Source organism: Hydrogenophaga sp. OTU3427, assembly GCF_038440225.1.
Classification (GTDB): domain Bacteria; phylum Pseudomonadota; class Gammaproteobacteria; order Burkholderiales; family Burkholderiaceae_C; genus Hydrogenophaga.
In genome coordinates this window covers 1-17,908 of sequence record NZ_JASATI010000053.1, presented here as the reverse complement: position 1 = coordinate 17,908, position 17,908 = coordinate 1, and the positions used below count along the sequence as shown (strand labels likewise).

Below are 17,908 nucleotides of genomic sequence, written 5' to 3'. Positions count from 1 at the left end.
GCCATGACCGGCGTCTCCCTGAGCGTCAACGGCCAGCCGGTGGTGGGTGGCGTCGACCCGTCGCAAACATTGCTTGAGCTGCTGCGCGAGCAGCTGGGCCTGAACGGCACCCACGCCGGTTGCGACACGGCCCAATGTGGTGCCTGCACCGTGGTGGTGAACGGTCTGGCGCAGAAGTCGTGCAACGTGCTGGTGCGCCAGCTCGAAGGCGCTTCGGTGCGCAGCATCGAGGACCTGGCCGCGCCCGATGGCACGCTGCACCCCATGCAACAGGCCTTTGGCCAGCACCACGCGCTGCAGTGTGGCTACTGCACGCCCGGCATGGTGATGCGCGCCGTGGCCATGGCCGACGAAGACGTGCCGGCCGAACCGGAGGCCGTGCGCCACGCGCTCTGCGGCAACCTGTGCCGCTGCACCGGCTACGGCGGCATCGTCACCGCCGTGTGCCAGGGCCTGCGCCAGATGCGCGCCGCGCCGGAGCGCCTGGCATGAGCACACTGGATTTCCGCCGCGCCAGCCGCGTGGCCGACGCCGTGGCCTGGCTGCGCGAAGAACCCGACGCCAAGCTGCTGGCCGGCGGCCAGACCCTGCTGGCCGCCATGCGCCTGCGCCTGGCCGCGCCTTCGCTGCTGATCGACCTGCAGGCCCTGCCCGAGCTGCAGGGCCTGCGCGAGGACGGCGCCCAGCTGTGGGTGGGCGCCATGTGCACCCACGCCAGCATCGCCGCCTCGCCCCTGGTGCGCCAGCGCCTGCCCGGCCTGGCGCGGCTGGCCGCCGGCATCGCCGACCAGCAGGTGCGCAACCGCGGCACGCTGGGCGGCTCCATCGCCAACGCCGACCCCGCCGCCTGCTGGCCCGCCGGCGTGCTGGCCCTGGGCGCGACGGTCGTCACCGACCGCCGCAGCCTGAGCGCCGACGATTTTTTCCAGGGCATGTTCAGCACCGCGCTGGAGCCCGACGAGGTGCTGCTGGGCCTGCGCTTCCCGATGGCGCCGCGGCTGCACTACCTCAAGTTCGAACAGCCGGCCTCGCGATTTGCGCTCACCGGCGTCGCGGTGGCACGTGCGGCCGACGGCGTGCGTGTGGCCATCACCGGCCTGGGCCACGGCGTGTGCCGCTGGACCGAGGCCGAGGCCGCGCTGTCGGCCCGCTTTGACCCCGCCGTGCTCGGCGCCCTGACGCTGAGCCCCGAACGCGCGGGCACCGACCTGCACGCCAGCGCCGCCTACCGCGCCCACCTGGCCGGCGTGCTGACACGCCGCGCCGTGTTGCAACACCTGACATCCACACCATGAACTTCCAAGGCACACAGGTTCTGAACCAACCGCAACAGCGCGTCTGGGACGCCCTGCTCGACCCCGAGGTGCTGCGCCAGAGCATCGCCGGCTGCGACAAGTTCGAGCGCACCAGCGAGACCGACTACGCCAGCAGCGTCAAGGTCAGCATCGGGCCGGTCTCGGCCCGCTTCAGCAGCACCATGAGCCTGCTGGACATGGCACCGCCCACGGCCTGCACCCTGCGGTTTTCGGGCCAGGGCGGCGTGGCCGGTTTTGGCAAGGGCGAGGCCCGGGTCGCGCTGACCGCCGTGTCGGCCACCGAAACCCGGCTGGACTGGCAGGCCGACGCCCAGGTGGGCGGCAAACTGGCCCAGCTCGGTGCGCGGCTGATCGAAGGTTCGGTGCGCAAGATGAGCGAGGACTTCTTCCAGCGTTTTGCGGCACAGCTGGCCAGCACCCCAGCCGAGGCGGCGCCGGCATCCAGCCCCGCCACGCCGCCGCGCCCGGCCGTGCCCGACAGCCTGTGGGTGGCCGCCCTGCTGGGTGGTGGTGCGCTGTTGATCTGGTGGTTTGCCCGATGAGCGCCGCGCCACAAGCGGCCGCCCGCCAGCGTGTCGCATTGATCGGCCTGGGCGCCATCGGCCAGCGCCTGGCGGCCATGCTGTTGGCACGACCCGACGCCTTCGAGCTGGTGGGCGCGCTCGTGTTTGACGCCGCCCAGGGCGCGCGCGACGTGCCGGCGCTGGCCCCCCTGCTGGTGGCGGACGCGGCCGCGCTGCTGGCCTGCCGGCCCGACGTGGTGGTGGAATGTGCCGGCCACCAGGCGGTGGATGCCCACGTCGAGACTGTGCTGCGCGGCGGCTGCGACCTGGTGTTGGTGTCGGTGGGCTCGCTGGCCGATGCGGCGCGCCTGGCCCGACTGGACGCCGCCGCCCGCGCCGGCGCCTGCCAGGTGCAGCTGGTGTCGGGCGCCATCGGCGGCCTGGACTGGCTGGGCGCGGCCCACAGCGCCGGCCTGGACGAGGTGACCTACCGCGGGCGCAAGCCGCCCCAGGCCTGGCTGGGCACGGCGGCGGCCGAGCGGGTCGACCTCGCCTCGCTGCAGGCCGCCACCTGCTTCTTCCGTGGCAGCGCGCGCGAGGCCGCCACGCTGTTCCCGCTCAACGCCAACGTCGCCGCCACCGTGGGCCTGGCCACGCTGGGCCTGGACCTGACCCGGGTCGAGCTCTGGGCCGACCCCGGCGTGCGCGACAACGTGCACGAGGTCGAGGCGCAGGGCGCGGCCGGCCAGCTCACACTGCGCCTGATCAACCGGCCCGACCCGCAGAACCCGCGCACCTCGCAGATCACCGCGCACAGCGCCCTGCACACCCTGCTGCGACGCCGTGCCGCCGTGGCGCTCTAGGACCCGTTCACAGCCCTTCACCCCGAGGAGACCCCATGCGACAACCCATCAACTTCGCCCGCTGGATCGACGAACACCAGCACCTGCTCAAGCCGCCCGTGGGCAACCAGCAGATCTGGAAAGACGCGGGCATGATCGTCACCGTGGTCGGCGGCCCCAACCAGCGCTCCGACTTCCACGACGACCCCTTCGAAGAGTACTTCCACCAGTTCCGGGGCAACGCCCACCTGCTGGTGGCCGACCGCGGCAAGTTCGAGCGGGTCGACCTGCACGAGGGCGACATCTTCCTGCTGCCCGCCCACGTGCGCCATTCGCCCCAGCGGCCCGAACCGGGCAGCCTGTGCACGGTGATCGAGTTCCCACGCCCGCAGGGCACGCTGGACGCCTTCGAGTGGTACTGCGCCGCCTGTGGCACCCGGGTGCACCGGGCCGAGCTGCAGCTCAGCAGCATCGTGGAGGATCTGCCGGCGATCTACCAGCGCTTCTATGCCTCGTCCCCCGCGGAGCGCACCTGCCCGGGCTGCGGCGAGGTGCATCCGGGCAGCGACTGGCAGGCCTGGCACGCAACTCGCTTGCGTTCGGATTGAAGTTTCAGGGTTTATACCAATTAAGCTTCGTTAATTTAAACCTAAACTAAATCCAGGTCGTCGGACCGGTCCGTTTTTCATCCAAGGAGTGATTCCATGAAGTTGACGTTGAGCGCTGTGATGCTGGCAATGGGTGCGTTGACGCTGGGCGGTGCCGCCCAGGCACAGGTCAAGATCGGTTTCCTGGGCACCTTGTCCGGCCCCGCCGGCGCGTTGGGCCAGGACCAGTACGACGCCTTCATGCTCGGCATCGAACACGCGGGCGGCAAACTCGGCGGCCAGGCCGTGCAGGTGATCCGCGAGGACGACCAGCTCAAGCCCGACCTGGGCGTGCAGCTGGCACAGAAGCTGATCGAGCGCGACAAGGTCAGCATCATCACCGGCGTGACCTTCTCCAACGTCATGATGGCCGTGCACAAGCCCATCACCGACGCCGGCGTGCTGCTGCTGGGCTCCAACGCCGGCCCCACGCCCATCACCGGCAAGGGCTGCAGCCCGATGTACTTCAGCACCTCGTGGAACAACGACTCGCTGCACGAATCCATGGGCCAGCACGCCACCGACAGCGGCTACAAGAAGGTCTACCTGCTGGCGCCCAACTACCAGGCCGGCAAGGACGCGCTCTCGGGCTTCAAGCGCTTCTACAAGGGCACGGTGATCGACGAGGTCTACACCCAGGTCAACCAGCCCGACTACTCGGCCGAGATCGCCCAGCTGCAGGCCGCCGCACCCGACGCCATCTACGTCTTCTACCCCGGCGGCATGGGCGTGAACTTCGTCAAGCAGTACCGCCAGGCCGGCCTGCTGGGCAAGATCCCGATGTTGTCCACCTCCACCGTCGACGGCACCACCCTGCCCGCGCTCAAGGACCTGGCCCTGGGCGCCGTGACCGGCTCGCCCTACAGCCCCGACCTCGACAACCCGCAGAACAAGAAGTTCGTGGCCGATTTCCAGGCCAAGTACAAGCGCACGCCCTCGCTGTACGCGGCCCAGAGCTACGACGCCGCCATGCTGCTGAACTCGGCCCTGACCAAGACCGGCGGCAAGGTCGACAACAAGGAGGCGCTGCGCACCGCGCTCAAGGCGGCCGACTTCAAGTCGGTGGCCGGCCCCTTCAAGTTCAACAACAACCAGTTCCCGATCCGCAACTTCTACCGCGTGGACGTGGCCAAGGACGCATCGGGCCAGGCCGCCTTCGTCAACAAGGGTGTGGCCTTGAAAGACCATGCCGACGCCTACCACAAGGAATGCGCCCTGAAGTGAGCTGAGGCCAGCTCCGGAGCAGGGGCCGTCCCGCCACAGGGCGGCCCTTTTTTGCAGCGGCGGCCACCCTGGGGTGAGACACGCCATTCTTGAATCACAGGTGCGTCATGAGCCCTTCGCTCTTTGTCATCCAGATGCTCAACGGGCTGCAGCTCGGGGTGCTGCTGTTCATGCTGTCGGCCGGCCTCACGCTGGTGTTCGGCATCATGAACTTCGTCAACCTGGCCCACGGCAGCCTCTACATGATGGGGGCCTACTTCGCCGCTTTCGCCTACGGCCTGAGCGACTCCTTCCTGCTGGCCGGCGCGGCCGCCCTGCTGGGCTCGGCGGCGCTGGGCCTGCTGATGGAACGCGTGGTGGCGGCACGGCTCTACACCCGCGACCACCTCGACCAGGTGCTGGCCACCTTCGGCCTCATCCTCTTCTTCAACGAGCTGGTGCGCATGGTCTGGGGTCCCTCGCCGGTCTACATGAACATGCCCGAATGGCTGTCCGGCGCCATCAACCTGGGCGGCATCATGTACCCGGCCTACCGCTTCGTCATCATCCTGGTCGGCCTGCTGGTGGCCTTGGGCTGTTACCTGCTGATCAGCAAGACGCGCGTGGGCATGTTGATCCGCGCCGGCTCCAGCAACCCCACCATCGTGGCCGCGCTGGGCGTCAACATCCAGTTGCTCAACGCCCTGGTGTTTGCGCTGGGCGCCATGCTGGCCGGCCTGGCCGGCCTCATGAGCGGGCCCATCCTGTCGGTGCAGCCTGGCATGGGCGAGCCCATCCTCATCATGGCCATGATCGTGATCGTCATCGGCGGCATTGGCTCGGTGCGCGGTGCGTTCTATTCGGCCCTGATCGTCGGCCTGATCGACACCGTGGGCCGCGCTTTCCTGCCCATGCTGCTGCGCGAGTTCCTGGACCGCAGCACGGCGATGGCGGCCGGCCCGGCCCTGGCGTCGATGCTGATCTCCATCTTCATGGCACTGGTGCTGGCCTTCAGGCCGCAGGGCCTTTTTCCGGTGAAAAACGCATGAACACCCGGCACCTCTCCTTCTGGTTCACCGCGCTGCTGGTGCTGGCGCTGCTGCTGGTGCCGCTGTACGCGCAGCTGGCGGCCGAGCCGTTCGCCATCACCTTCGTCAGCCGCGTCCTGGTGTTCGGCATCGCCGCCATCAGCCTCAACCTCATCCTCGGCTACGGCGGCATGGTCAGCTTCGGCCACGCGCTCTACCTGGGCCTGGGCGCCTACGTGGTGGGCATCGCCGCGCACCACGGCAGCGACAGCGGCTGGCTGCAGCTCCTGATCACCGTCGGCCTGTGTGCGGTGGTGGGCCTGCTCACCGGCCTGGTGTCGCTGCGCACCACCGGCGTGGCCTTCATCATGATCACGCTGGCCTTCGCCCAGATGTTCTATTTCCTGTTCGTGAGCCTCAAGCAGTACGGCGGCGACGACGGCCTGTCCATCAGCACGCGCAGCCAGTTCGGCCCGCTGGACCTGGGCTCGCCGCTGGCGCTGTACTACACCGCGCTGGCCCTGCTGTTGCTGGCCCTGCTGCTGTCGCACCGCCTGGTGCATGCGCGTTTTGGCATGGTGCTGCAGGGCTGCCGCGTGAACGAGCGGCGCATGAAGGCCATGGGTTTTGCCACCACCCGCTACAAGCTGCTGGCCTACGTGGTGTCCTGCGTGTTGTGTGGCCTGGCCGGCCTGCTCTACGCCAACCTGACCGGCTTTGCCGCGCCGGCCTACCTGGCCTGGACGGTGTCGGGCGAGGTCATCGTGATGGTGGTGCTGGGCGGCATGGGCACGGTGCTGGGGCCGGTGGTGGGCGCGCTCACCCTGCTGGTCACCGAGGAGATCCTCAAGGCCATCACCGAACACTGGATGCTGATCCTGGGCCCGCTGATCGTGCTGGTGGTGCTGAGCGCCAAGCGCGGGCTCTACGGCTACATGCTCGATTTCGACGAGCGGCGGGAACGCCGCCAGGCCCAGGCCCTGGCACAGGGAGAGCGCCCATGAACACCCCACTGCTGAACGTGACCGAGCTGGTCAAACGCTACGGCGGCCTGCTGGCCACCGACCACCTGTCGCTGGCGCTGCAGCCGGGCGAGCTGCACGCCATCATCGGCCCCAACGGCGCCGGCAAGAGCACGCTGATCGGGCAGCTCGGCGGCGAGGTCTTCCCCAACAGCGGGCGCATCGAGTTCAACGGCGAAGACATCACCGCGCTGTCGCCCGCACCGCGCGCCCTGCGCGGACTGGCACGCTCCTACCAGATCACCTCGGTCTTCCCCGAATTCACCGTGCTGGAAAACGTGGCCCTGGCGCGCCAGGCGCACTGCGGCCACAGCCTGGGCTGCTGGACACCGGTGCTGAAGCAGGCCGAGCTGGTGGAGCCGGCGCAGCGCACCATCGCGCAGGCCGGGCTGACACACCGCATGCACACCCGCGTGTCCGAACTGGCGCACGGCGAACGCCGCCAGCTGGAGCTGGCCATGGTGCTGGTGGCCGACCCCAAGCTGCTGCTGCTGGACGAGCCCATGGCCGGCATGAGCCACCAGGAGTCGGGCAAGGTGGTGGAGCTGCTGCGCGGCTTGAAGGGCCGCTACACCATCCTGCTGGTGGAACACGACATGGACGCCGTGTTCTCGCTGGCCGACCGCATCTCGGTGCTGGTCTATGGCCGCATCATCGCCAGCGGCACGCCGGACGAGATCCGCGACAACGCCGATGTGCGCACCGCCTACCTGGGCGACGAAACCATGGAGGCATGAGCGCGCCATGAACACCCTGCTCAAGATCGAGGACATCGAGGTCAACTACGGCGACGCCCAGGCCCTGTTCGGCGTCTCGCTGGCCATCGCCGAAGGCGAGTTCGCCACCCTGCTGGGCCGCAACGGCATGGGCAAGACCACCACCGTGGGCGCCGCCACCGGCATACGCGGCCCACGCGCCGGGCGCATCAGCTTCGCCGGCCAGGACGTGACGGGCCTGCCCTCGTACAAGATCGCGCGTCTGGGCATCGGCCTGGTGCCGGAGCAGCGCCAGGTCTTCCCCAACCTCACGGTCTACGAGAACCTGGTCGCCACCGCCCACAACCGCCTGGGCCGCAAGGACCCGTGGACGCTGGAGCGTGTGTACGGCCTGTTCCCTCGCCTGAAGGAGCGCGCCAGCAACCTGGGCTCCAACCTCTCGGGTGGCGAACAGCAGATGCTGGCCATCGGCCGCGCGCTCATGACCAACCCGCGCCTGCTCATCCTTGACGAAGCCACCGAAGGCCTGGCCCCGCTGGTGCGCGCCGAGATCTGGCACTGCCTGGAATCGCTGCGCAGCACCGGCATCTCGGTGCTGGTGATCGACAAGAACATCGGCCCGCTGATGCGCATCGCCGACACCCACTTCATCCTCGAAAAAGGCCGCACCGTCTGGCAGGGCAGCACCGACAGCCTGCGCACCAACCCAGACATGCTTCACGACACATTGGGGGTGTGAACATGGTGCCTGGACAAGACTGGCGCCGCCTGAGCGCCGACGAACTGGAGCGCGGCTACAACGCCCGCGCCACCGTGCCCGACGTGGACGCGCTGCTGCGCGACTACCGCGCGCAGTCCACGCCCATGTACGCGCTGCCCTGCGTGCGCGACATCGCCTACGGCCCCCACCCCGACGAGCGCCTGGACCTCTTCCCCGTGCCCGGTCGCAGGGACGCGCCGCTGTTCGTCTTCGTGCACGGTGGCTACTGGCGCGCCCTGGCCAAGGAGGACTCGGTCTTCATGGCGCGCTGCTTCACCGAACGCGGCATCGCCGTGGCCTCGCTCAACTACACGCTGTCGCCCCAGGCACCGCTGGCCGAGATCGTGGCCCAGTGCCGGCGTGGCCTGGGCTGGCTGCACGCCCATGGCGCGGCCCACGGCATAGACACCAGCCACATCGTGCTGGCCGGCAGTTCGGCCGGTGGCCACCTGGCGGCCGCCATGCTGTCGCCGGCCGCGTTGGCGGCCCACGGCATCGCGCCCGGCGTAGTGCGTGGCGCGGTGCTGGTCAGCGGTCTGTTCGACCTGGCGCCCGTGCAACGGACCCGGCCCAACGACTGGCTCCAACTGGACGAGGCCGGCGCCCGCGCGCTGAGCCCCCAACACGACCTGCCCGCGCCCGGCACGCGCCTGTGTGTGGCGGTGGCCGAGACCGACACCGGCGAGTTCAAGCGCCAGTCCCGCGACTACGCCCAGGCCTGCGCCACCCACGGCTGCCCGACCCAGTCGCTGGAGGTGGCCGGACGCAACCACTTCGACATCATCCTGGACTGGATGGACCCCGACAGCGCCCTGAGCCAGGCGACCTGGCCCTTGTTCGCCCGCTGACACCCGGGCCAGAACCGCCCTGGGGACCGCGCCAGACGTGCGCGGAGGGGCAATTGACAAGGTGCATGCGCGGGCCTACCCTGCTCGTCCCGGCCGGACGGCCATGTACCCATGAGGTGTTCCCATGAAGACGTGCAACAAGTGGCTGGTCGGCGGCACGCTGGCCTGTCTGCTGGCGGCGCCGGTGCTGGCGCAGTCGGGTCGGGCCGGCAACAACCCCAGCCAGTCGGCAGGCATCACCATGTCGCTGACCATCGGCGCCGACACGACGCCGGTGCTGGCCTGGTCATGGGGTGCTTCGCACAGCGGCAGCGCCCAGTCGGGCGGCGGCGGGGGCGCCGGCAAGGCCAACTTCCAGGACATGAGCTTCACCCGCTACAGCGATGCGCTGTCGCCCAGCTTCGTCACCGCGCTGGCGGCCGGCACCCACCTGCCCTCCGTCACCTTCAAGCGGGGCCTGCTGGTGCTGGAACTCGAGGACGTGCTGATCAGCAGCTACTCGACCGGTGGCAACGAGGTCCAGCGCGCCGACGCCCAGACCGAAAACATCAGCCTGAACTTCGCCCGCATCCGCTACACCGTGGGCGGTGCCACGTTCTGCTACGACATCGCCTCGAACACTTCATGCCAGTGAGCCAGGGCACACTCCATCCCCAGACACAGGCCCTGCTCGCCCTGCTCGAAGAGCGGGGCATTCCGCCCACCCACACGCTGAGCGTGGCGGACGCCCGCCGCTTCTACCTGGAGCGGCGCCACCTGAGCCAGCCGGCGCCGCCCATGCTGGACGAGGTGCGCGACCTCGTGGCCGAAGGCCCACACGGCCCCATCCCGCTGCGCCTGTACCGCCACGGCGAGGCCACCTCACCGCGCCCGGTGCTGGTGTACTTTCACGGCGGCGGCTGGGTGATCGGCGACCTGGACACCCACGACACCCTGTGCCGCCAGCTGGCCCTGGCCTCGGGCTGCGCCGTGGTGGCGGTGGACTACCGCATGGGCCCCGAACACGTGTTCCCGGCCGCCGTGCACGACTGTGTGGCCGCCACGCGCTGGGTGGCGCGGCACGCGGCCGAACTGCGGCTGGACCCTGCCCGCCTGGCCGTGGGCGGCGACAGCGCCGGTGGCCAACTCGCCGCGACCGTGACGCTGGCCGCGCGCGACGGCCTGGCCGGTTTCACGGTGGGCGAGGTGGCCATCGCCTGGCAGCTGCTGATCTACCCCGCGACCGACATGACCCGCGCGGCCGACTCGCACCGGCGCAACGGCCAGGGCTACCTGCTCACCAGCGACACCATCACCTGGTTCCTGGGGCACTACATCCCCGACGCGCGGGACCACCGCGACTGGCGCGCCTCGCCCCTGCTGGCGGAATCGGTGGCTGGGCTGCCGCCGGCCCTGGTGCTGGTGGCCGGCTTCGACCCGCTGCGCGACGAGGGCGTGGCCTACGCCCAGCGCCTGAGCCGCGCCGGCGTGCCCACCTCGCTGATCAGCTTCGAGCGCCAGGTCCACGGCTTCGTGCCCATGGGCCGCGTGATCGACGAGGCCAGCGAGGCGGTGGCGCTGTGCGCCGATGCGCTGCGGCGGGCGCTGCGGCCCTGATCAGCGCGCCGCGCAGGCCAGGCACACGCCCATGGCCAGCCGGTGCAGGGCCTGCCAGGCATCGGTGGGCCACTCGGGCACCTTCAAGCCCTTGACGATGCCGTCCACGCGGTGGGCGTCCTGCAGCATGGCCGACAGCTGGGCCTGGGTCAGGCGCGGCAGCACCCGCTCCATGAGCTTTTCCTTGGCACCCCAGACGCGGTTCTCGCGCAAGGCCATGGGCAGGGGCTTGCCGTCCACCATGGCCTGCTTGACGCGGTGCAGGGTGCGCACGTCCTCGGCCAGCGCCCAGTGCACCAGCACCGGGGCCTCGCCCTCGGCCTGCAGGCCGTCCAGCATGCGCTGGGCGCGCAGCGGCTGCCCGCCCAGCACCGCCTCGGCCAGCTTGAAGGCGTCGTAGCGGGCCACGTTGAGCACCGCGTTCTCCACCTGGTCGAAGTCCAGCTCGCCCTCGGGGAACAGCAGGCCCAGCTTCTGGATTTCCTGGTGGGCGGCCAGCAGGTTGCCCTCCACCCGGTCGGCAAAAAACTGCAGCGTGCGCTGGCCCGCCTCACCGGCCTGCACCCGCTGGCCCTGGGCTTGCAGCCGCTGCGAAATCCACTGCGGCAGGGCCTGGCGCTCCACCGGGTCGGTGCGCACCGTGACGCCATGGGCGTCCAGCGCGCCGAACCACGCCCCCTTCTGGGTGGCGCTGTCCAGGCGTGGCAGGTAGACCAGGGTCAGCACGCTGTCGTTGCCACGGGCGGCCTCGGCCAGCTGCTGCAGCGCCTGCGAACCGTCCTTGCCAGGTTTGCCCGAGGGGATGCGGATCTCGACGATCTGCTTGTCGGCGAACAGGCTCAGCGAACCGCCGGCAGCCAGCACCTCGCTCCAGTCGAAATGGGCACCGGCCACCGTGAACACGCTGCGGTCGGTGTAGCCGGCCGCGCGGGCCGCGCGGCGCAGGGCGTCGGCGCACTCCTGCTGCTGCAGGGGTTCGTCGCCGTACAGCGTGTAGAGGCTTTTGAGGCCACGCTGAAGGTGCTGGGCGATCTGGGCCGATGGGACTTGCATGGGAAAGGATTATCGTAGGCCGATGCACGAACGTCCGGCCCACACCCCCTGGCACCAGCACGAGGCGGGCGCCGCCGCTCAGGCCCACGGCGTCGATCCGGCCAGTGGCCTGGCCAGCGCCGAAGCCCAGGCCCGCGCCGCCCAACACGGCCCCAACGAGCTGGCGGCGCAGGCACAGCGTGGCCCCCTGGCCCTGCTGCTGGAGCAGTTCAAGGATTTCATGGTGCTGGTGCTGCTGGCCGCCGCGGTGATCTCGGGCCTGATCGGCGACCTCACCGACACACTGGTGATCCTGGTCATCGTGCTGCTCAACGCGGTGATCGGCTTTGTGCAGAGCTGGCGCGCCGACCGTGCCCTGGCCGCGCTGCGCCAGCTCGCGGCCGCGCAGGCCACCGTGCTGCGCGACGGCCAGGTGCACACGCTGCCGGCCACGCAACTGGTGCCGGGCGACATCGTGCTGCTGGAGGCGGGCAACCAGGTGCCGGCCGACCTGCGGCTGCTGGACATCGCCCAGCTGCAGGTGGACGAATCGGCGCTCACCGGCGAATCGGTCAGCGTGGCCAAACACAGCGCCCCCCTGGCCGAAGGCGATGGCCAGGCCCTGGGCGACCGGCTCAACATGGCCTTCAAGGGCACCACCGCCACCCACGGCCGCGCCCGTGGCCTGGTGGTGGCCACCGGCATGGTCACCGAGCTGGGCCGCGTGGCGCAGCTGCTGGACCAGGACGAGCGCAGCACCCCGCTGCAGCGGCGCCTGGCGGCCTTTGGCCAGCGGCTGGCCCTGGCCGTGCTGGCCATCTGCGCGGTGATCTTTGGGGTGGGCGTGCTGCGCGGCGAATCGCCCCTGCTGATGGCGTTGACCGCCATCAGCCTGGCCGTGGCCGCCATCCCCGAGGCCCTGCCCGCGGTGGTGACGGTGCTGCTGGCCCTGGGCGCGCGCCGCATGGTGTCCGTGCACGCGCTGGTGCGCCGCCTGCCGTCGGTGGAGACGCTGGGCTCGGTCACCACCATCTGCTCGGACAAGACCGGCACCCTGACCCAGAACCGCATGAGCGCCGAACGCCTGCTGGCGCTGGACGCCACCTGGTTGCCAGGCGACGCGCTGCCGGGCGAGGAACACCGCGAAGCCCTGCGCGCCGCCCTGCTGTGCAACGACGCCCGCCCAGGCGCCGACGGCAGCGGCTGGCTGGGCGACCCGACCGAAACCGCGCTGGTGCTGGCCGCCCACGCCGCCGGCCTGGACAAGGCCGCGCTGGACCGGCAGCAGCCGCGGGTGCAGGAGCAGCCCTTCGACTCGGTGCGCAAGCGCATGACCACCTTCCACCCTGCCGCGGCCGGCCAGGGCACGGGTTTTGTGGCCTACACCAAGGGCGCGCCCGAATCGGTGCTGCCGCGCTGCGGCACGCAGTGGCGGCCCGATGGCCCCCAGCCGCTGGACCGGGCCCGCTGGCTGGGCCAGGCACAGGCGATGGCCGAACAAGGCCTGCGCGTGCTGGCACTGGCGCGGCGCGAGCACCCGCGGCTGCCCGACACCAACAGCCTGGACGCCGTGGAGAGCGAACTCGCGCTGCTGGGCCTGATCGCGCTGATCGACCCGCCCCGCCCGGAGGCCCGCGCCGCCGTGGCGGACTGCATCACCGCCGGCATCACGCCCGTCATGATCACCGGCGACCACCCTGCCACCGCGCGCGCCATCGCCCAGCGCCTGGGCATCGTCGGCCCGGACAACGGCGAGGTGCTGACCGGCGCCGACCTGGCCACGCTGGACGACCTCACGCTGCGCGAGCGCGTGGGCCGCGTGCGGATCTATGCCCGGGTGGACCCGGCGCAGAAGATCCGCATCGTGGAGGCCTTGCAGGCGCGCGGCGGCTTTGTCGCCATGACCGGCGACGGCGTCAACGACGCGCCCGCGCTCAAGCGCGCCGACATCGGCGTGGCCATGGGCAAAGGCGGTACCGACGTGGCCCGCGAGGCGGCCAGCCTGGTGCTGCTGGACGACAACTTCGCCACCATCGTGGCGGCGGTGCGCGAAGGCCGCCGCATCTACGACAACATCCGCAAGTTCGTGCGCTACGCCATGACCGGCAACTCGGGCGAGGTCTGGACGATTTTCCTGGCACCGCTGCTGATGCTGCCCATCCCGCTGCTGCCCATCCACATCCTGTGGGTGAACCTGGTCACCGACGGCCTGCCCGGCCTGGCCCTGGCGGCCGAACCGGCCGAACGCGGCGTGATGCAACGCCCGCCGCGCGCCCCCGACGAGAGCCTGTTCGCCCACGGCATGTGGCAGCACATCCTGGGCGTGGGCCTGCTGATCGGTGCCCTGTGCCTGGCGGTGCAGGCCTGGGCCCTGCACACCGGCCACGCGCACTGGCAGACCATGGTGTTCACCGTGCTCACGCTGTCGCAGATGGCGCACGTGCTGGCCATTCGCTCCGAAACCGAATCGCTGTGGCGCCAGGGGCTGCTGAGCAACCGCCCGCTGCTGGGCGCTGTGCTGCTGACCTTCGCGCTGCAGATGTCCACCCTCTACGTGCCCTGGCTCAACCCCATCTTCAAGACCGAGCCGCTGGACCTGCCCGAGCTGCTGATCTGCCTGGGCGCCGCCGCCGTGGTGGGCGTGGTGGTGGAAATCGAGAAAGCCTGGCGCCGCCAGCGCCGCGGCCAGGCCAAGGTGATCGCCTGAAAAACACATATGTGATGTTGATTCACACATACGAAGAATATCTTGATTACCTGCCGGTCGGTTGGCATGATCGCATCCCAGTGCCACACAGGAGACAAACATGCCAAACGCACAGATTCCCGCAGCTTCCCCCACCGCCGAGGTCCAGCGGCTCGACGTGGTCATCGTCGGGGCCGGTTTCGGCGGCATGTACGCCGTCTACAAGTTCCGCGAGATGGGCCTGAAGATCCAGGGCTTCGAGGCGGGCGGCGATGTGGGTGGCGTCTGGTACTGGAACCGCTACCCGGGCGCGCGCGTCGATCTGCCCAGCGTCGACTACAGCTTCTCCTTCTCGCCCGAAATCGAACAGGAATGGACCTGGTCGGAGCAGTTTGCCGCCCAGCCCGAGCTGCTGAAGTACATCAACTTCGTGGCCGACCGGCTGGACCTGCGCAAGCACATCCAGTTCAACACCCGCGTGACCCAGGCCACCTGGGACGAGGCGCGCAAGCTGTGGGTCGTGAAGACCGACCGTGGCGACACCGTCGAGGCCACCCACTGCATCATGGCGACGGGCCCGCTGTCCATCCCCCGCGACCCCGACATCCCCGGCCTCGACCGCTTCAAGGGCCGGCTGCTGCGCGCCGCCAAGTGGCCCCACGAGCCAGTCGCCTTCGAAGGCCAGCGCGTGGGCGTGATCGGCACCGGCTCCACCGGCATCCAGATCGTGCAGGAGGTGGGCAAGACGGCGGGCGAACTGTTCGTGTTCCAGCGCACGCCCAGTTTCACCATGCCGATGCGCAACCAGCCGCTGGAGGCCGACTACGTGGCCGAGGTCAAGCGCAACTACCCCGCCATGCGCGAGATCGCGCGCAACAGCGCGGTCGGTGGCCTGCGCCCGCAATCCACCCGGGCTTTCTTCAGCGTCACGCCGGCACAGCGTCAGCAGCTGCTGGAAGATGCCTGGAAAAACGGCGGCCTGGCCATGCTGGGCACCTTCGCCGATCTGATGTCCAACGAGGAGGCCAACGAACACGTGGCCGAGTTCGTTCGCGGCAAGATCGGCGAGGTGGTGAACGACCCGGCCACGGCCGAGGCGCTCAAGCCGCGCGACTACCCCATCTTCGCGCGCCGCCCCTGCCTGGACAGCAGCTACTACGAAACCTACAACCAGCCCAACGTGCACCTGGTGGACCTGTTCAAGGACCCCATCCTGGAGGTCACCGAGAAGGGCGTGCGCACCGCGTCGGGCGAGGTCGAACTGGACATGCTCATCCTGGCCACCGGCTACGACGGCCTGACCGGCGCCCTGATGGCTTTCGACGTGGTCGGCCGCGACGGACACACCGTCAACGCCCACTGGAAGAACGGCGCGCGTTCGCACCTGGGCCTCATGATGGCGGGCTTCCCCAACCTCTACATGACCACCGGCCCCAACGGCCCGGCGGCACTGGCCAACATCATCCGCATCAGCGAACACGATGTCGACTGGATCGCGGCGGCCATGGTCCACATGGAACGCAACGGCTTGGCGACCATGGAGCCGACAGCGGAAGCGGAACAGAACTGGATGGACATCGTCTACGCGCTGTCGCAGCGCACCCTGCTGACCAAGGCCAAGACCTGGTACGTGGGCGCCAACGTCAAGGACAAGCCCCAGGGGCTCACGCTGTTCACCGGCGGCTTCCAGAAGTACCGCGAGTACTGCGCCGCGGCGGTGAACGACGGTTACCGCGGCTTCGCCTTTGAACGCGCCGAGGAAGCCGTGACGGCCTGAGCGTCCAGGCCCGTCAGGGCGTTCGCGCGCGCAGATGGTCGATCAGCGTCGATGCCGGCATCGCCTCGTTGCCCGATCTCATCGACCAGGCCAGGCTCCTGGTGGCTCAGGCGCTGAAGCCCAGCCGGGGCGCGCCGGACGCCGACATCGCGTGCCCCGGGTCGAGCTTGAACACCGACACCATGCGGACCAGTTCCGCCGCCTGCGAATTGAGGCTGGACGCGGCGGCGGCCATTTCCTCCACCAGGGCCGCGTTCTGCTGCGTGGCCCGATCCATGTGGGTGACGGCGTGACCCACCTGGTTCACCCCCTGGCTCTGCTCGCTGCTGGCGGCGCTGATCTCGGCCATGATGTCCGTCACCCGCCGGATGCTGCCCACCACCTCGGTCATGGTGCTGCCCGCCTTGTCCACCAGCGCGCTGCCCTGGGCCACCCGGCTCACGCTGTCGCTGATCAGGTCCTTGATCTCCTTGGCCGCCGCCGCACTGCGCTGTGCCAGACTGCGCACCTCGCCGGCCACCACCGCGAAACCCCGGCCCTGCTCACCCGCGCGCGCCGCCTCCACCGCCGCGTTCAGCGCCAGGATGTTGGTCTGGAAGGCGATGCCGTCGATCACGCTGATGATGTCGGCGATTCTGCGCGAGCTGTCGTTGATGCCCTTCATGGTGTCCACCACCTGGGACACCACCTCGCCGCCCAACACGGCCACGCTCGACGCCGCCTGCGCCAGGCGGTTGGCCTGCAGCGCGTTGTCGGCGTTCTGCTTCACGGTGGTCCCCAACTGCTCCATGGAGGACGAGGTCTGCTGCAGCGCGCTGGCCTGCTGCTCGGTCCGGCCCGACAGGTCGCTGTTGCCGGAGGCGATCTGCTGCGAGGCCGTGGCCACGGATTCGGAGCCGTTGCGCACCGACGTCACCAGGTCCACCAACTGCGACTGCATGGCGCGCAGGGCCGACAGCAGCTGGCCGGTTTCGTTGTTGCTCTGCACCTCGATGCGCGAGGTCAGGTCACCGCCCGCCACCTTCTGCGCCACGCCCACCGCCTCGGCGATGGGACGCACGATGGCCCGCGTCAGCAGCATCCCGGCCACGGCCGCCGCCACCAGCACCAGCAGGCAGACCCCCACCAGGACATTGCGCTGGCGCGCGTAGTCGTCGCTCGCAGCGTCAACGAGCCGCTTGCTGTTGGCCGCGGTCAGGGTCGAGTACTCGGTGGCGACCTTGCCCAGCGCGGCCAGCAGAGGCCGACAGTCGCGGTTCATCCGTTCGATCGCTTCGATCTTGTTGCCCTCCAGCGCCAGGCCGACGATCTGGAGCGCGACCGGCGCGTACTGCGCCTCGATGGCGTCGAGTTTTTCGATCAGCTGACGCGCCTGCGGCGACACATCGACCGCCGTGGACATGGCCTTGAGATCGCGCATGTGGCGTGTCACGGCCTCATGGGCCTGGGTGACGTTGGCCTTTTCCTCCGCCATGTCCTGGGGCGTGGTCACCAGCACCAGGTTGCGCGCGGCAATGGCCCGCAGATCCACCGACGTCTGCACCTGGGCGGCCTTGGCGGCACGCGCGTTGACGCCGTTGATGTAGTTCTCGAAACGGGTGTTGCCTTCGTTCAGGGCCCTGAGCGCCAGGGCGGACACCACCACAAACAGCAGCGTGAGCAGCCCGAAGGCCAGCGCCAGCCGGGTCTTGATCGTCATGTTGGTCAGGCGCATGGCAAAGCTCCTTCGATGTGACAGTGGACCTCGCACCAGGTCGGGTGGTCTGACACAGTGTGACGCAGAATCATATTTGCCATTTGACTTTTATTGAAAAAAATCAAATGTTGCCGGACGGCAACAAGGCAGCCCCGGGTGCGTGGGTTCTCAGTCCTCGTCCCGGTCGTGGGGGGGGGGGGGGGGGGGGGGGGGGGCGGGCCGCGGGCCCCCGCCCC

17 protein-coding genes are annotated in these 17,908 nt (G+C 69.7%); 15 read left to right on the top strand and 2 right to left on the bottom strand.

Going from position 1 to position 17,908, the window contains the following annotated elements; all coding sequences use genetic code 11:
* Positions 1-3 precede the first annotated feature (3 nt).
* The 13 genes from AAHB17_RS21405 (at position 4) to AAHB17_RS21345 (ending at position 10,481) form a co-directional block, all read left to right on the top strand.
* Positions 4-492 (top strand): (2Fe-2S)-binding protein, encoded by a 489-nt coding sequence (locus AAHB17_RS21405; protein WP_342132971.1) that lies wholly within the window; start codon positions 4-6, stop codon positions 490-492.
* A complete protein-coding gene (locus AAHB17_RS21400) occupies positions 489-1,295 on the top strand; it encodes an FAD binding domain-containing protein (RefSeq protein ID WP_342132970.1) in 807 nt (268 codons plus the stop codon). The genes AAHB17_RS21405 and AAHB17_RS21400 overlap by 4 nt, the downstream gene beginning before the upstream one ends.
* Positions 1,292-1,858 carry a CoxG family protein gene (locus tag AAHB17_RS21395; protein WP_342132968.1) on the top strand — a complete coding sequence of 189 codons (567 nt, stop codon included), beginning with the start codon at positions 1,292-1,294 and terminating at the stop codon, positions 1,856-1,858. Before AAHB17_RS21400 ends, AAHB17_RS21395 begins: the two co-directional genes overlap by 4 nt.
* The gene (locus AAHB17_RS21390; protein WP_342132967.1) at positions 1,855-2,682 is read left to right on the top strand and encodes an aspartate dehydrogenase; all 828 of its coding nucleotides are present in this window, start codon (positions 1,855-1,857) and stop codon (positions 2,680-2,682) included. The genes AAHB17_RS21395 and AAHB17_RS21390 overlap by 4 nt, the downstream gene beginning before the upstream one ends.
* A gap of 35 nt (positions 2,683-2,717) precedes the next feature.
* Entirely contained in the window at positions 2,718-3,269 is a 552-nt protein-coding gene (locus AAHB17_RS21385; protein WP_342132966.1) for a 3-hydroxyanthranilate 3,4-dioxygenase, read from the top strand.
* Positions 3,270-3,365: 96 nt separating this feature from the next.
* Entirely contained in the window at positions 3,366-4,532 is a 1,167-nt protein-coding gene (locus AAHB17_RS21380; RefSeq protein ID WP_342132964.1) for an ABC transporter substrate-binding protein, read from the top strand.
* Between the two features lie 107 nt (positions 4,533-4,639).
* Positions 4,640-5,560 carry a branched-chain amino acid ABC transporter permease gene (locus tag AAHB17_RS21375; RefSeq protein ID WP_342132963.1) on the top strand — a complete coding sequence of 307 codons (921 nt, stop codon included), beginning with the start codon at positions 4,640-4,642 and terminating at the stop codon, positions 5,558-5,560.
* Positions 5,557-6,543: a branched-chain amino acid ABC transporter permease gene (locus tag AAHB17_RS21370; RefSeq protein WP_342132962.1), complete on the top strand. Its 987-nt coding sequence runs from the start codon at positions 5,557-5,559 to the stop codon at positions 6,541-6,543. Before AAHB17_RS21375 ends, AAHB17_RS21370 begins: the two co-directional genes overlap by 4 nt.
* Positions 6,540-7,298, top strand: a complete 759-nt coding sequence (locus AAHB17_RS21365; RefSeq protein ID WP_342132961.1) for an ABC transporter ATP-binding protein — start codon at positions 6,540-6,542, stop codon at positions 7,296-7,298. Before AAHB17_RS21370 ends, AAHB17_RS21365 begins: the two co-directional genes overlap by 4 nt.
* Before the next feature lie 7 nt (positions 7,299-7,305).
* Positions 7,306-8,016 carry an ABC transporter ATP-binding protein gene (locus AAHB17_RS21360; protein ID WP_342132960.1) on the top strand — a complete coding sequence of 237 codons (711 nt, stop codon included), beginning with the start codon at positions 7,306-7,308 and terminating at the stop codon, positions 8,014-8,016.
* Between the two features lie 2 nt (positions 8,017-8,018).
* On the top strand, positions 8,019-8,885 hold the full coding sequence (locus tag AAHB17_RS21355) for an alpha/beta hydrolase (RefSeq protein WP_342132959.1): 867 nt from the start codon (positions 8,019-8,021) through the stop codon (positions 8,883-8,885).
* A gap of 124 nt (positions 8,886-9,009) precedes the next feature.
* Positions 9,010-9,519 carry a type VI secretion system tube protein Hcp gene (locus AAHB17_RS21350; protein WP_342132957.1) on the top strand — a complete coding sequence of 170 codons (510 nt, stop codon included), beginning with the start codon at positions 9,010-9,012 and terminating at the stop codon, positions 9,517-9,519.
* Positions 9,510-10,481 carry an alpha/beta hydrolase gene (locus AAHB17_RS21345; RefSeq protein ID WP_342132956.1) on the top strand — a complete coding sequence of 324 codons (972 nt, stop codon included), beginning with the start codon at positions 9,510-9,512 and terminating at the stop codon, positions 10,479-10,481. The genes AAHB17_RS21350 and AAHB17_RS21345 overlap by 10 nt, the downstream gene beginning before the upstream one ends.
* Here AAHB17_RS21345 and holA read toward each other — a convergent pair whose 3' ends face one another.
* Positions 10,482-11,534, bottom strand: coding sequence for a DNA polymerase III subunit delta (gene holA / locus AAHB17_RS21340; RefSeq protein WP_342132955.1), 1,053 nt, complete (start codon positions 11,532-11,534; stop codon positions 10,482-10,484).
* Between the two features lie 22 nt (positions 11,535-11,556).
* On the opposite strand from holA, the gene AAHB17_RS21335 reads away from it, so the two are divergent.
* Together AAHB17_RS21335 and AAHB17_RS21330 are read left to right on the top strand one after the other, a co-directional pair.
* Entirely contained in the window at positions 11,557-14,220 is a 2,664-nt protein-coding gene (locus AAHB17_RS21335) for a cation-translocating P-type ATPase (protein ID WP_342132954.1), read from the top strand.
* Positions 14,221-14,320: 100 nt separating this feature from the next.
* Positions 14,321-15,976, top strand: coding sequence for a flavin-containing monooxygenase (locus tag AAHB17_RS21330; protein ID WP_342132953.1), 1,656 nt, complete (start codon positions 14,321-14,323; stop codon positions 15,974-15,976).
* Between the two features lie 106 nt (positions 15,977-16,082).
* On the opposite strand, the gene AAHB17_RS21325 is transcribed toward AAHB17_RS21330, so the two are convergent.
* A complete protein-coding gene (locus tag AAHB17_RS21325) occupies positions 16,083-17,690 on the bottom strand; it encodes a methyl-accepting chemotaxis protein (RefSeq protein WP_342132952.1) in 1,608 nt (535 codons plus the stop codon).
* Between the last annotated feature and the right edge of the window lie 218 nt (positions 17,691-17,908).

Bases quoted from the DNA above. Each gene is read 5' to 3' on its own strand.
- AAHB17_RS21405 (WP_342132971.1), top strand. From the start codon at position 4: ATGACCGGCGTCTCCCTGAGCGTCAACGGCCAGCCGGTGGTGGGTGGC.
- AAHB17_RS21400 (WP_342132970.1), top strand. From the start codon at position 489: ATGAGCACACTGGATTTCCGCCGCGCCAGCCGCGTGGCCGACGCCGTG.
- AAHB17_RS21395 (WP_342132968.1), top strand. From the start codon at position 1,292: ATGAACTTCCAAGGCACACAGGTTCTGAACCAACCGCAACAGCGCGTC.
- AAHB17_RS21390 (WP_342132967.1), top strand. From the start codon at position 1,855: ATGAGCGCCGCGCCACAAGCGGCCGCCCGCCAGCGTGTCGCATTGATC.
- AAHB17_RS21385 (WP_342132966.1), top strand. From the start codon at position 2,718: ATGCGACAACCCATCAACTTCGCCCGCTGGATCGACGAACACCAGCAC.
- AAHB17_RS21380 (WP_342132964.1), top strand. From the start codon at position 3,366: ATGAAGTTGACGTTGAGCGCTGTGATGCTGGCAATGGGTGCGTTGACG.
- AAHB17_RS21375 (WP_342132963.1), top strand. From the start codon at position 4,640: ATGAGCCCTTCGCTCTTTGTCATCCAGATGCTCAACGGGCTGCAGCTC.
- AAHB17_RS21370 (WP_342132962.1), top strand. From the start codon at position 5,557: ATGAACACCCGGCACCTCTCCTTCTGGTTCACCGCGCTGCTGGTGCTG.
- AAHB17_RS21365 (WP_342132961.1), top strand. From the start codon at position 6,540: ATGAACACCCCACTGCTGAACGTGACCGAGCTGGTCAAACGCTACGGC.
- AAHB17_RS21360 (WP_342132960.1), top strand. From the start codon at position 7,306: ATGAACACCCTGCTCAAGATCGAGGACATCGAGGTCAACTACGGCGAC.
- AAHB17_RS21355 (WP_342132959.1), top strand. From the start codon at position 8,019: ATGGTGCCTGGACAAGACTGGCGCCGCCTGAGCGCCGACGAACTGGAG.
- AAHB17_RS21350 (WP_342132957.1), top strand. From the start codon at position 9,010: ATGAAGACGTGCAACAAGTGGCTGGTCGGCGGCACGCTGGCCTGTCTG.
- AAHB17_RS21345 (WP_342132956.1), top strand. From the start codon at position 9,510: ATGCCAGTGAGCCAGGGCACACTCCATCCCCAGACACAGGCCCTGCTC.
- holA (WP_342132955.1), bottom strand. From the start codon at position 11,534: ATGCAAGTCCCATCGGCCCAGATCGCCCAGCACCTTCAGCGTGGCCTC.
- AAHB17_RS21335 (WP_342132954.1), top strand. From the start codon at position 11,557: ATGCACGAACGTCCGGCCCACACCCCCTGGCACCAGCACGAGGCGGGC.
- AAHB17_RS21330 (WP_342132953.1), top strand. From the start codon at position 14,321: ATGCCAAACGCACAGATTCCCGCAGCTTCCCCCACCGCCGAGGTCCAG.
- AAHB17_RS21325 (WP_342132952.1), bottom strand. From the start codon at position 17,690: ATGCGCCTGACCAACATGACGATCAAGACCCGGCTGGCGCTGGCCTTC.